At 43.3% G+C, this 12,131-nt stretch carries 11 protein-coding genes; 1 reads left to right on the forward strand and 10 read right to left on the reverse strand.

Going from position 1 to position 12,131, the window contains the following annotated elements; all coding sequences use genetic code 11:
- Positions 1-28: 28 nt before the first annotated feature.
- The 7 genes from MKX68_RS27285 to MKX68_RS27315 form a co-directional block, all read right to left on the reverse strand.
- On the reverse strand, positions 29-1,483 hold the full coding sequence (locus tag MKX68_RS27285) for an alpha/beta hydrolase family protein (protein ID WP_340914857.1): 1,455 nt from the start codon (positions 1,481-1,483) through the stop codon (positions 29-31).
- Positions 1,484-1,528: 45 nt separating this feature from the next.
- Positions 1,529-2,512: an alpha/beta hydrolase gene (locus tag MKX68_RS27290; RefSeq protein WP_340914859.1), complete on the reverse strand. Its 984-nt coding sequence runs from the start codon at positions 2,510-2,512 to the stop codon at positions 1,529-1,531.
- Positions 2,513-2,638: 126 nt separating this feature from the next.
- Positions 2,639-3,625 carry an alpha/beta hydrolase gene (locus MKX68_RS27295; RefSeq protein ID WP_340914861.1) on the reverse strand — a complete coding sequence of 329 codons (987 nt, stop codon included), beginning with the start codon at positions 3,623-3,625 and terminating at the stop codon, positions 2,639-2,641.
- A gap of 217 nt (positions 3,626-3,842) precedes the next feature.
- Positions 3,843-5,213: a sensor histidine kinase gene (locus MKX68_RS27300; RefSeq protein ID WP_340914863.1), complete on the reverse strand. Its 1,371-nt coding sequence runs from the start codon at positions 5,211-5,213 to the stop codon at positions 3,843-3,845.
- Positions 5,210-5,884, reverse strand: coding sequence for a response regulator transcription factor (locus MKX68_RS27305; protein ID WP_340914865.1), 675 nt, complete (start codon positions 5,882-5,884; stop codon positions 5,210-5,212). Before MKX68_RS27305 ends, MKX68_RS27300 begins: the two co-directional genes overlap by 4 nt.
- A gap of 73 nt (positions 5,885-5,957) precedes the next feature.
- Positions 5,958-6,491 (reverse strand): GNAT family N-acetyltransferase, encoded by a 534-nt coding sequence (locus MKX68_RS27310; protein WP_338594521.1) that lies wholly within the window; start codon positions 6,489-6,491, stop codon positions 5,958-5,960.
- 89 nt (positions 6,492-6,580) lie between these two features.
- On the reverse strand, positions 6,581-7,186 hold the full coding sequence (locus tag MKX68_RS27315; RefSeq protein WP_339784029.1) for a TetR/AcrR family transcriptional regulator: 606 nt from the start codon (positions 7,184-7,186) through the stop codon (positions 6,581-6,583).
- A 281-nt stretch (positions 7,187-7,467) separates the two neighbouring features.
- Here MKX68_RS27315 and MKX68_RS27320 point away from each other — a divergent pair, with 281 nt between their 5' ends.
- On the forward strand, positions 7,468-8,907 hold the full coding sequence (locus tag MKX68_RS27320) for a DHA2 family efflux MFS transporter permease subunit (RefSeq protein WP_338594946.1): 1,440 nt from the start codon (positions 7,468-7,470) through the stop codon (positions 8,905-8,907).
- 98 nt (positions 8,908-9,005) lie between these two features.
- Here MKX68_RS27320 and MKX68_RS27325 read toward each other — a convergent pair whose 3' ends face one another.
- The 3 genes from MKX68_RS27325 to MKX68_RS27335 form a co-directional block, all read right to left on the reverse strand.
- Positions 9,006-10,241 (reverse strand): cytochrome P450, encoded by a 1,236-nt coding sequence (locus tag MKX68_RS27325; protein ID WP_340914868.1) that lies wholly within the window; start codon positions 10,239-10,241, stop codon positions 9,006-9,008.
- Between the two features lie 214 nt (positions 10,242-10,455).
- A complete protein-coding gene (locus MKX68_RS27330; RefSeq protein ID WP_340914870.1) occupies positions 10,456-10,743 on the reverse strand; it encodes a hypothetical protein in 288 nt (95 codons plus the stop codon).
- Complete coding sequence (locus MKX68_RS27335) at positions 10,740-11,882, reverse strand: NAD(P)/FAD-dependent oxidoreductase (RefSeq protein WP_340914872.1); 1,143 nt, start codon at positions 11,880-11,882, stop codon at positions 10,740-10,742. Before MKX68_RS27335 ends, MKX68_RS27330 begins: the two co-directional genes overlap by 4 nt.
- Positions 11,883-12,131 lie beyond the last annotated feature (249 nt).

Genomic DNA, 12,131 nt, shown 5'->3' on the forward strand with positions numbered 1-12,131 from the left:
CATCTCCTGAATTTTATATGTTTTGGTATTAGAGTTCTTCTGGGTTTACAAATTTCACCTCCGGATACTTGTCGCTCGGTCCCTGAATCAGATCTCCACCCGTTCCTTTCAGTTGCTTGTTAAAGAAATCGAGTACATATTGATTTACGATGTTTGATCCTCTTTTACCATTGATGTCTCCTGTTATTCCGGACAGCTTAACCAGCTCCGAATAGAATTGAAGATCTGTGAAATTGAAGTGCTGGGTTCCTTCTACATAAATCACATTTCCCCCATGATTGATAACATTTTTCATAATGTGTAGCTCATCTGAAAGAAATTTAGTTACTTCATCATCCGAATTTCTATCCACTTCAAAATTGGCTAACCAGTCTTCAAAACTTCCCGATCGGATGAACATAAACGGCTTGTTTATATCATCTCTATTTTCCACTTCATATAATGACCCATCCATATTAACCCCGGCCTTGATTCTCTGATCTAGATAAGTTGCATTAAACGCGGTTGCACCCCCAAAAGAATGCCCCATTGCGCCTATGTTATTTAAATCGATCTTCCCTTTAAATTGACTTTCGATTGCACCTGAATTCAGCTTTTCGATTTGATCGATTACAAACTCCACGTCTTCCGTCCATATATTCCCTGTTTTTGTACGTTCCTCTAGTGTAGTCGTACTTTTTTTATAATCCGTTACATGGCCATCTGGAAAAAGGGTAGCAAAGGTGCTATACGTATGATCGATGGTGACCACGATAAACCCATGACTGGCCAGATTCTCGGCCTGTGATGCATGTAGAACTCTACTGGTTCCCATACCATGAGATAGCAGTATCACGGGATAAGGACTTGTAGAAGACAATATTTCACTATTTTCATAAGAGTTGGTTTGACTATACTTCCAATAGTCGAGCACAAATTCAGGCAGTTTTAAAGAATTAGAGAAGCTCTGAATATACTTTTTGAACCTCTCTTTATCTTTTGGAAACAGCGTGTCACGCTTGATATTATTCTTATTTTCAGTAGGGTACCAAACTTGAACCATTAGTTCCCTCTTATCGCTTTGATCTTCAGTGAAGCTTTCGTCTCTGTTCTGGTCCGTTAAATGAAATGTTTGAGTTCCCACTTTCTCTGGACCATCCGGCTTCGGCAAATTAAAGACAGGTAAGTATACAGACAAGGCAGTAGAAGCAACCAGCAGAATGACAATCAGGGAAGATAAACTATATTTCAAGAACTTCCCTATTTTTAGATTCATCATCTTTTCGGAATGTCTGAGTAAAACAATAATTATGAATAGAGCCGTCATGATATATACCAAAAGCAACTGCCATCTGTATCCCTCAACTAACAATTGAACTACGAGTATAACGCTACTTCCTATCCCCAAACCCAATCCTGTTTTCTTTGCACTTCTTTTAATAAATAGCAGGTCTACGAGTAAAGCAAAACAGGATAGAACTAACAGTATCTCAAATAATCTCATGTTGAATTCCTCTCTCTTTCATCACGGCAACGGCCGAAACCATATTTATTTTGCTTCGTTCATAAATGCTCTTACATCTTCAGCAATTTTTTTGAATTGAGTATGATGTAAATAATGTGAACCATCCATAGTGATGACTTTCCCATGTACTGAATCTTTGATCTGCCCTTCATGTAATGGGATCCATCCTTCTACCCCTTCATTATTCGCTTGTACAAAGAGAAGAAGTGGAAGATCTTTAGGGAAGCTTAAACCTTGAGCACCTTTAAAATTGGTATAAATATGATCCATCTCGTTTAATGAGGTGGGATTATACATGTTTTTATTCGAGATCATTTTCATCTGCTCAACCGTCTGTTCATCGAATGCAAGTCCCTCATAGGGGTCCGCACCCACTTTCATCATTAATCTTAAGAGACCTGTATTTCGGAGAAAAGCAAACGTTTTTAATGGGAACTTCGCATCTGTAATACTTGGTTGGGTGGAAACACTACTGTCAATACCGACAAAAGCAGTCACCTCACCCGGATATTTGTTCACATAATCAATGCCGTAAATGCCTGCAATAGAGTGACCCATAAGCATGTACTGATGAATATCAAGTTGTTGCAGAGCTTCATGAATTTCACTTACGATATTCTCAGTGGTTCTTTCTTTTTCAGTTTCATCACTTAATCCATAACCGAATGGCTCAACAGCAACCACTTTGTAATATGGAGATAATTCATCAATAAGCAGCTTGAAATCAAGCGCTGGTGTTGCTGTTCCATAACCGGGCAGAAGCACAATCGTTTCCTTGCCTTCACCTTGAATGAGCACATTCATATTTTTCCCGTCTACAGATACATGCTGACCGTAGGGCTCTATCTTTGTCGCCTCTGAATTACTACTAATCACATTTGTGATATAAACAATACCTAAAAATAGAATAATGGCAATTAAGATTGCGCCCAGTACTTTAAGTATAATATTTCGTACCTTCTTGACCCTGGTTCTGTTCTTGGCTTTTTTTCCTTCTGGTAGTGTCACTCTGATCTTCTCCTGTCTTGAACTGTTTGTTCGGTTGTCTTCTTGGATGCTAATGAAATCTTATCCAATGAAAATGTACTCTCCGTGACGCCAATATGAACTGAATATGAATAAGCCAATCAATATTTATTGCTGCGTCATAAAACTCCTGAATTTTTCAGCGATTTCTTTGGCATGGGAACGGTATAAATAATGATTTGCTTCGAGTAGCATCACTTCACCACGCACAGAATTCTCTATTAACTTCTCATGTTCAGGAACCCAATTCTCCGCTACCGGATGATTCTTTTGAACAAAGAAAAGAACCGGGAGATTAACAGGCAACGTTTGCTGTTCAGCTGCTTTAAAATTGGAATACATGCTTACAATCTCGTTTAATTGAGTTGAATTAAACATGTTCTTTTGTATCAAAATGTTCAATTGTTCTTTGGTTTGCTCATCATACGGTAGCCCAGCATATGGATCATCACTCATTTTCAATTGCAAACGTGGGAAACCCAAGTTACGGTACCATGTAATCGGTACGATTTCTGATGCTTCAACCTTCTGTTCACTAATCGCTGGAACACTGGTGTCCAGCCCGACATATGTACTTACTTCATCTGCATATTTGTTCACATAATCCAGACTATAGATCCCCGAAATGGAATGACCCATGAGAATATACCGATCAATATGTAGACTTTGCAGCGCTTCGTGGATTTCACTTACGATATTTGCTGTGCTGCGTTCCTTGTCAGTCTGATCACTCAATCCATAACCAAAAGGTTCAACCACAACGACTTTATAATAGGGGGATAGTTCTGAAATAAGTGGCTTAAAATCAAGTGCAGGTGACGCTGTTCCAAAACCCGGCAGAAGTACAATCGTTTCCTCGCCTTCGCCTTGAATGAATACATTCATATTTTTCCCGTCTACGGATACATGTTGACCATACGGCTCCATTCTTTTTTGCTCCGAATAACTACTGATTTTATTAACGGTATATACGGTAGCTACAAAAAGTAGGATTACGATAACGATTGCGGCAAACACTTTAAACAAGATGTTTAACACTTTCTTTATTTTGCTTTTACTTTGTACTTCTTTCTCTGCTTGTTGATTCACATTCATCTGCTCCTATCCTCATCTGTATATTGGCCTAACAGGCTGCTAATAAAAGCCTAACCAACGAAGATGTACTCCCCATGACCATAATATGAACGGAGTATGAACAAGCAAAAAAAATGCCATGTGTAACATACAAGGAAGCTTGCATGTTACACATGACATGATAATTCGGTCTAGATACTCCGATGGATATTCTAATTCATTCACCTATCCTGTGAATCTAACTATCGGTTGGTGGATGGATGGGCAACGTGATCATAAAGGTTGTGCCTTGACCAGGTTCACTTTCCACTCGGATGTCACCCTGATGAAGCGATACGATCTGTTTAACGATTGCTAGTCCCATACCACTCCCGTCGTATTTACGACTGTGGGAACGATCTGCCTTGAAAAAGCGGTCGAATATACGCTTCTGGTCTTCCAGGGGAATTCCAATGCCCGTGTCGGATATTAGAACAGTCACATTTTTGAAATCCTCTTCGATACGGACTTTAATCATACCGCCATCCTTGGAAAACTTGATGCTATTTCCTATGATGTTTGTCCATACCTGATTTAACTGGTCGTGATCAGCCGTTACCTTCACGTTCTCCAAATCAAGCTCGAAATGAATGTTGCGCGCAGACCATTGCGGCTGAAGTGCCACGATGACCCGCCGGATCTGTTCATCAAGGCTTAACGTGGTGAGCCGTAGTTGCTGTGACTGCGATTCAAGCAAACTCAGCTTGAGCAGGCTATCGCTCATTTTGGACATTCTTTTCGCTTCAGAGATGATAATATCCAGGTAACGGTTTCGCTCTTGTTCTGAGAGGTTTACTTGCTTCAGTGCCGAAGCGTAACCGGATATCGAGGTGAGAGGAGACTGAACCTCATGCGAAATATTTGTAACAAATTCCCTGCGCATCTGCTCCAACTGCTTCAGATCATGCATCATTTCTTCAAAGCTGCGGGCCAACGTACCAATCTCAGTCGTTTGCTTAATGTTCAACTTGACGTTGAAATCTCCAGCTGCAATTCGTTTGGTTGCTTGGGTCAACTTCTTGATCGGTCTCACCAGATATACAGAAGCAACCAGGATTAACAAACTTCCTGTCATCAACGAACTGATTGCAAAGATCAAGCCCCACTTGACCACAAACGTGGCTGAGGGAGGTGAGAGTGTTTCCAAAAACATCGCTTTGGTTCCCATCTCCGTTTTCAAAGGCAACCCTAAAATCACCGTAGCGATCCCATCCCTCGTATCTTGAACAACGCCCCCAGCTAATACTTTCTTTAGTTGCTCACTCGTCACAGCAGCAGACTTATGTCCGTTAAGTTTTCCGTAAGACTCGAACTGACCGGAAGCTTCGTAAATTCGGATATGATAGGAATTGAGCTGCTTCATTCCACTTACGTACAAGTCCGCCTCACGTACTGGGAGGGTCTTATAGATCTGCACAACGTCTTGGCCAAAATTACGCAAGTTAATTTGAGCGTTTTGGTTCAATTTGTCCTCAAATATCCAGGTAGACACAAAAAATGAAATGACCGTACCAGCGATGACAGACCCCAGAAAGGTCAGGACCACACGAATATATATGGATCGGATCATTCGTAGACCTCAAGTCTGTATCCTAGCCCACGCACCGTTTCAATTCGAAAATCAGGTGTAGTTGCGAATCGTTCGCGCAGGCGCTTAATATGTACGTCTATCGTTCGATCATCTCCGGCGTAATCAATACCCCATATCTGATCGATTAATTGCTCACGTGTATAGACTTGTCCTGGTGTTCCAGCAAGCTTATACAGCAATTCGAACTCCTTAAGTGGTAACGTAAGCGACTCCGTGCCTCTCATCACCTTATACGTCTGACGATCCAGAATGACGTTGCCAAACTGGATTGTGTGTGTGGACCCAATTTTGTATCGTTTCAGCAATGCTCGGACACGAGCGGTAAGCTCCAATGGATCAAATGGTTTGGTCAAATAATCATCCGTTCCCAGTTCGAATCCTTTCACCTTCTCCCAAGTCTCTCCTCTCGCCGTCAACATGAGTAGCGGGAGGTCGGGATTGGATCTCCGGAGTTCCTTGCACAGTGCCCAACCGTCCATAACAGGCATCATAATATCAAGCACAACCAGATCCACTGGAGTTTCGCCATACACGGTGAGAGCTTCCTTACCGTCCGCAGCTTCCACCGTTGTGAATCCATCGTTTTTTAGAAATAAACAAACGAGTTCGCGAATATTCGCATCGTCGTCAGCAACGAGTATAGTAGCCATAGGTTTTTTCTGTCCTCTCCGTTACGTTGAAATATATAGTTCAACTTATATAGTAAATAGTAAAACCTCGTGCTTATAGTATATCTACAGCAAACATCGTATGCTCTTTCAACGTTCCCTGGATTGGCACAGGCTGTGACCCATTCTCCTTGAATCCTGCCTTTTGAAGGACACGGATAGAGCCTGTGTTTTCTGGTACAGCGCCAGCTTCGATTCGAGTAATTTCAGTTTCGTGTTTGGCAAACTCCAGCACACATTGCAGGGCTTCGCTCATATACCCTTTTCCTTGATGTAGAATATCCGTCACATAACCAACGATCCATTTTGGGGTAGAATCCAATATGATCTCGAACAAAGAAATTTCACCGACGAGTTCATCCGTTGTATGTAGAAAAATACCAAAAGAATAGCGATTTCCGTCTTCTCTCTTCTTGTTCCAGCTCTCAATAAGTGACCTTTGCCCTTCCAAGCTGTAGAAAGACTCATCCCGATTACTCGCTGAGATTTTCTCAATTTCCGCACGGTTACGAATCTGTAGATCCAGAAGCAAAGCGGCATCTTCCACATTCCAAAATCTCACATAGATACGTTCTGCACTATATTTCATTATTTATTCCTCCTCTATTACGTTAGGTGAAATGGGCTGCAATTTTCCTGTCATATCTCCTCATTTGCCATCAGTGGATTCTACTTTGATTATATCAGGTCATTATACGAGTACGAGCGAATCAAAGAGAATTGTTTCGCCAGAAAATGCGGGGAATACGGCATGTCGTTGCGCAGCCAGGCGACAATGGTGCCGATCAGGGCGGAAGAACCGTACCAGATTGCAATCTCCTTATGAATACCAGATTCTTCGAGTTCATCCTCCATCTCCACCCGATCAATTTTGGCTTTGACCAGCGTACTCAACAATTTGAGCAGTCGTTCGGTAAAAATCGGTGTGCGCTTTGTAGCAAGTACGACCTTATAAAACGAGGCGTTCTCTGCAAAATGCTCCAGTAACTTGACCAAAACAGGCCAAGCCTCTTCCGTCCTATGCTTCTCAAAATGAGGGGCATATTCATCCACGATCCGTTCAATATGCTCAATCATCTCGTCGGCCATCTTCTCCATCATATCCGTAATATCTCGATAGTGCAGGTAGAAGGTTACCCGATTAATCGTCGCTCGTTCGGCAATTTTATTGACTGACAACTTCTCAATATCCATTTCCTGCAGCAATTCAACAAATGCACCTCGAATTAACTGACGTGTTCGCAATATTCTTGGGTCCACGGCTGATTTCTTCTCGTCTTTCACGTGTATCCCTCCTTCAAATTTTGAACATTACAATTTTAAACGATCAGTCGTTTATTTTTGATTTACACAACAAATTCATTTTATTTGTAAAATAAACGACGAAAACACGTCATAACGTAAATTGTAATCTGTCCGAATATGTATATAATTCAATAAATACAATGTAAACTATACAACACGTTGTAAATTTAGTCACGCGTGGATTGAAAGGATGAAAAGGATTGAGTCAGCCTAGAGTACAAGAAGAATTATCCGTAAAGAAAGGCCCCATCCTGTTTATCATGATTTTGGGAGCCTTCCTTGCAACGTTGAATCAAACGATCATGAGTGTCGCTACACCGGAACTGATGGGTGATTTTAACATCTCCGCCGCAACAGCACAATGGTTAACGACAGGTTATATGCTGGTGAACGGGGTACTTATCCCCATTACGGCTTACTTCATGCAACGCTTTTCAACCAAGCAATTATTCCAAGCTTCAATGTTTATTTTCCTGATTGGTACCATCGTATCCGCCCTTGCAACCAACTTCGGCACATTGCTGACAGGACGCATGATTCAGGCAGCGGGCGCGGGCATTATCATGCCGCTCTTGATGAACGTTATTTTGACCTTGTTTGCTCCTGAAAAACGAGGATCAGCCATGGGTATGGTTGGTTTTGCGATCATTTTCGCCCCTGCAATTGGGCCTACACTTGCCGGTTATATTCTGGAGAACTACTCTTGGCAAACGATGTTCTACGGCATGATACCCTTAACTCTTATTGTCATTGCCTTTGCGTTTGTATACCTGAAGAATGTATCCGAACGAGTTAGTACGAAGTTCGACACCATCAGTGTGGTACTGTCCACCATCGGATTCGGCGCATTGCTGTATGGCTTCAGCAGAGCAGGAAGTCTGGGATGGTCAAGTGCAGAAGTACTTATCTGTATCGCTGCTGGTATAGTTGCTCTTGCACTATTCACATGGCGGCAGCTCGTTTCAGATACTCCGCTGCTTGATCTGCGGGCTTTCAAATACAACATGTTCTCCCTGACCACGGTCATTAGTATCGCAATTACGATGATCATGTATGCTGACATGATGTTGCTTCCCTTGTACCTCCAGAACGCACGTGGTTACACTGCACTGGAGTCCGGATTATTACTGCTCCCGGGTGCTCTCGTCATGGGCTTCCTGATGCCTGTAGCCGGAAAATTGTTTGACCGATTCGGAGCAAAATGGCTGGCTGTTATCGGGATGGTGATCACCATCGTGACGACAATTGGTTTTATCGACTTAACGGATTCAACCAGCTATGGTTACCTGGTATTAATGTCAACCGGCCGCCGAATTGGTATGGCTCTGCTCATGATGCCGATTCAGACTGCGGGGCTTAACCAACTGCCACCAAGACTTGGTGCACACGGTACAGCTATCTCCAACACCGTTAGACAAGTAGCTGGCGCTGTAGGTACTTCATTGCTCGTAAGTGTCATGACCTCCCGTACAACGGCACACGTACAGGATATGATGGCGACTGGTGCAGCCAATGGTCTCAGTCAAAAACAGCTTGCTACAGAATCCATGATCCAGGGTATCAATGATGCTTATGTTGTTATCATCGGTATCGCTGTTGTGGGATTGGTTCTTTCCTTCTTTATCAAACGCACCAAACAAGCCAAAGAGGAAGAAATCAAACAGGTGGTAAGACAAAAAGTTTCCATGAATTCAAATTAAGGTGTCCAGCCTCATACTTGCTTGCATAACAAAGCGGCAGATCAAGACGTTTACGTCTGATCTGCCGCTTTTTAGGTTGTGTCCCGTATGATTCCTTCTCACTCCGCAACGATCTTCACTGGCAGATGGGTCAATGACTGTCCCGGAGCTGAAGTGGCCAGATTATTCTCCAGATCAAAGGACTCAACCGGTTCAATCCGAGCAATCTTCTCCACAAATGCTGTCAAGGCAATGCTGAGTTCCATTCTTGCCAGCGGGGCACCTAGACAAAAGTGTGGGCCATTACCAAAGGTAAGATGTCTTTTGTTATTCCGACGATGAATATTCAGCTCAAAGGGGTCTTCAAACATCTGCTCGTCCATATTGGCTGCACTCATCCAGGAGATGACAACATCTCCTTTTTTCAAATCCACTCCGAGCAGTTGATTATCCTGCTTTACTGTCCGATGTCGCTTGGCATTATGGAACCTATAACGAAGCATTTCTTCCACTGCGAGCGGAACCCATTCGGGGTTCTGCCTGAGTTGGCCATACAAGCTCGGGTCATCGTAGAGGAAGGAATAGAACGTATTTGAAACCATATGACTCGTTGTCTCTATACCGGCTCCAAGCAGAAGCATGGTCGTGCGAACAACCTCATCCTCCGTGAACTTCTCCCCCTCAACATCAACGTTCAACAGATCGGTAATGATATCCTCACCAGGATGAGTCCGTTTATGAACCACAATAGGATACAGGAATTGATAGTACTCTTGCGCTGCAGTTTGTTTTTTCAGTTCACTCTCCTCAGCCGTCTTGGGATTGATGGGTTGAAACAGAATATCTACCCAGTTCTTGAAGCGATGGCTGTCTGTAAGAGGGATGCCAAGCAGATCGGCCATAACCATCGAAGGTAGAGGAGCGGCCAACGCTTGAACAATATCAATGGTCGTATTTGGCTCAATATCGGCTACCAGTTGCTCTGCAATGTTGCGAATTCGTGGCTCCCAGTTTTTCAGACTACGCGGTGTAAAAGCAGCCGATAACAACGAACGACTTTTTTGATGACGGGGAGGATCGATACTTGATATGTTTAATTTGTCTGGAGGTGTGCCTTCATTGTTCTTTGCTCCAACGGCAATCGTTGTCCGGGTTCCTTCGGCTGAAAAATACTCATGATTACTAAGGACCTGCTTCACATCATCGTATCTGAACACATTCCAGGTGTCTGTAACTTCGTGATAGTACACTGGATGCTCGGACAGCATTTTTCGAAACCAGTGAAGTGGGAAAAATTCTTCAGATCTGGACTGAAACCCCGTGATGTCCTCAACACGTATCACTTCTTTATACATTTGGAATCCACCTCTCAGCATAGTTTCGTGATTGATTACATGGGTACCTGAATTGACAGTTCAGCACCTGATTCCATTTTATACCACTCGTTCATTTATTGATATAAACCATTTGAACTAAATCAGAAAAACCCCTTAATATAAGGGGTTTTCGTTTTATACGTATCGTATATTATTCTGTCGCTGTTCCAGAGAGATCAGCGATACGAACCGATCAATCGCCTAGTTTCGCCAATGCTTCCTGTAGCTGATCCAGCTGTGCAGACAAGGTTTCAATCAAGTTCTGCGTTTGGCTTGCCTTCTCCATTAAGACTTGCTCGTCCGAACCCTCTTTCGATGCTTTACCGATTGGTGATGACGACAATTCCGACAATTCGCTTTTGTATGTTTCTTGTTTCTCTAAAGCTATGCGCAGTTCTTCTTTAGTCGTACCGATCTGATGTTCCAGATATATGATGTCGGACGAATTCGCTCCATCGGATAAACGTTGTGAATATGTCATGACTCACCTCTTTTAATTTCATCCATTGCTTTGCCAACAGCATAGGGCTCAATATCGATATCCAGCTCCATGCCAAGAGCTAGTTTCGCCAGTTGACTCCCGATAAAAGGACCCATGGTCAATCCAGAGGCTCCAAGTCCATTCGCGGTAATCAGACCTTCCCAGCCTGGGACAGCCCCCATTACTGGCAGAAAGCCTGGCGTGAACGGACGGAACCCAACTCTTACTTCCTGGAATGTGCTATTTGTTAGCCCCGGCGCCAGTTCCAGACCTTTATTCAAAACTTCCTGCATGCCTCCTGCAGTTACTCTTGTATCATAACCCTCCACATCATTTTCATGAGTGGCTCCAATCACAATCTTCTGTTGATCAAAGGCCAAGAGATATTGGTCAGAAGGTGGCATGATCACAGGCCAGCGGCCTGTATCCTCCCCATCCGTGACATGTAGATGCATAATTTGTGCCTTTTGATAATGCACTTTAAAGTGTAACCCGAGCGGCTTCAGCAGTTCGTTGGCCCATGCACCTGCACAGACAACGACTTCATCTGCCAGGAAACTCCGATCATTAACACTCACACCAACGACCCGATTTGCTTCGAATTGAAGCGTGGCGTCTCCATGAATCACTTCCGCTCCATTTCGCTGTGCAGACCGGATTAAGGCATCACGCAGCGCCCTTCCATCTATACGTGCAGCACCGCTGATATGTACCGACTGATAACGTTCATCCAGCAATGGAAAACGTTCATGGGTTTCTTTTACATCCAGAGGTGTGATGTCGCCAATCTCCGGTGCATCTGCTTTGCGAAGATGGGCCCGCTCTTCCATCTTGTTGATTTTGTCCACATCCGTATGAATACTGAGCGCACCCACTTGAGCATATCCGGTTTCCGTTTCTCCTTCACCCTCAAGCTCCGCTATGATGCCAGGATAGAACCGCGCACCAGCCTTGGCGAGCTGATACCAGTCCTGATTACGTCGCTGTGACAGCCATGGACAGATGATACCAGCAGCTGCATCCGTTGCCTGTCCTATATCTTTTCGGTCTATGATGATGACCTCTGCGCCATGTTTGGCTAATTGATAGGCTGTTGATGCCCCCAGAATACCCGATCCGACTACGATGACTTTCTTCATGTTTGCATTCCTTTCTTTAATCACTCATTCGTTATAGCGTATAACGTTTCGCATTCTGTTGGCAAGGCAGGCGTACTTTAAGGTCCATAAATAGAGGCTGATCAGACCCCTGTTCATACTCATTCATCAAAGAAATAATTGTTGAAACATTTATATGAAAACGTTTTATATATCACCCGTCATTCAATTAAAATTATTCCATTTATGTAATATAATTCTTTCTAGGTTTCTTTTAACTCTGTAACCACG

The organism is Paenibacillus sp. FSL M8-0212 (assembly GCF_038004645.1).
Taxonomy (GTDB): Bacteria; Bacillota; Bacilli; order Paenibacillales; family Paenibacillaceae; genus Paenibacillus.

Bases quoted from the DNA above. Each gene is read 5' to 3' on its own strand.
- MKX68_RS27285 (WP_340914857.1), bottom strand. From the start codon at position 1,483: ATGAGATTATTTGAGATACTGTTAGTTCTATCCTGTTTTGCTTTACTC.
- MKX68_RS27295 (WP_340914861.1), bottom strand. From the start codon at position 3,625: ATGAATGTGAATCAACAAGCAGAGAAAGAAGTACAAAGTAAAAGCAAA.
- MKX68_RS27300 (WP_340914863.1), bottom strand. From the start codon at position 5,213: ATGATCCGATCCATATATATTCGTGTGGTCCTGACCTTTCTGGGGTCT.
- MKX68_RS27305 (WP_340914865.1), bottom strand. From the start codon at position 5,884: ATGGCTACTATACTCGTTGCTGACGACGATGCGAATATTCGCGAACTC.
- MKX68_RS27310 (WP_338594521.1), bottom strand. From the start codon at position 6,491: ATGAAATATAGTGCAGAACGTATCTATGTGAGATTTTGGAATGTGGAA.
- MKX68_RS27320 (WP_338594946.1), top strand. From the start codon at position 7,468: ATGATTTTGGGAGCCTTCCTTGCAACGTTGAATCAAACGATCATGAGT.
- MKX68_RS27325 (WP_340914868.1), bottom strand. From the start codon at position 10,241: ATGTATAAAGAAGTGATACGTGTTGAGGACATCACGGGGTTTCAGTCC.
- MKX68_RS27330 (WP_340914870.1), bottom strand. From the start codon at position 10,743: ATGACATATTCACAACGTTTATCCGATGGAGCGAATTCGTCCGACATC.
- MKX68_RS27335 (WP_340914872.1), bottom strand. From the start codon at position 11,882: ATGAAGAAAGTCATCGTAGTCGGATCGGGTATTCTGGGGGCATCAACA.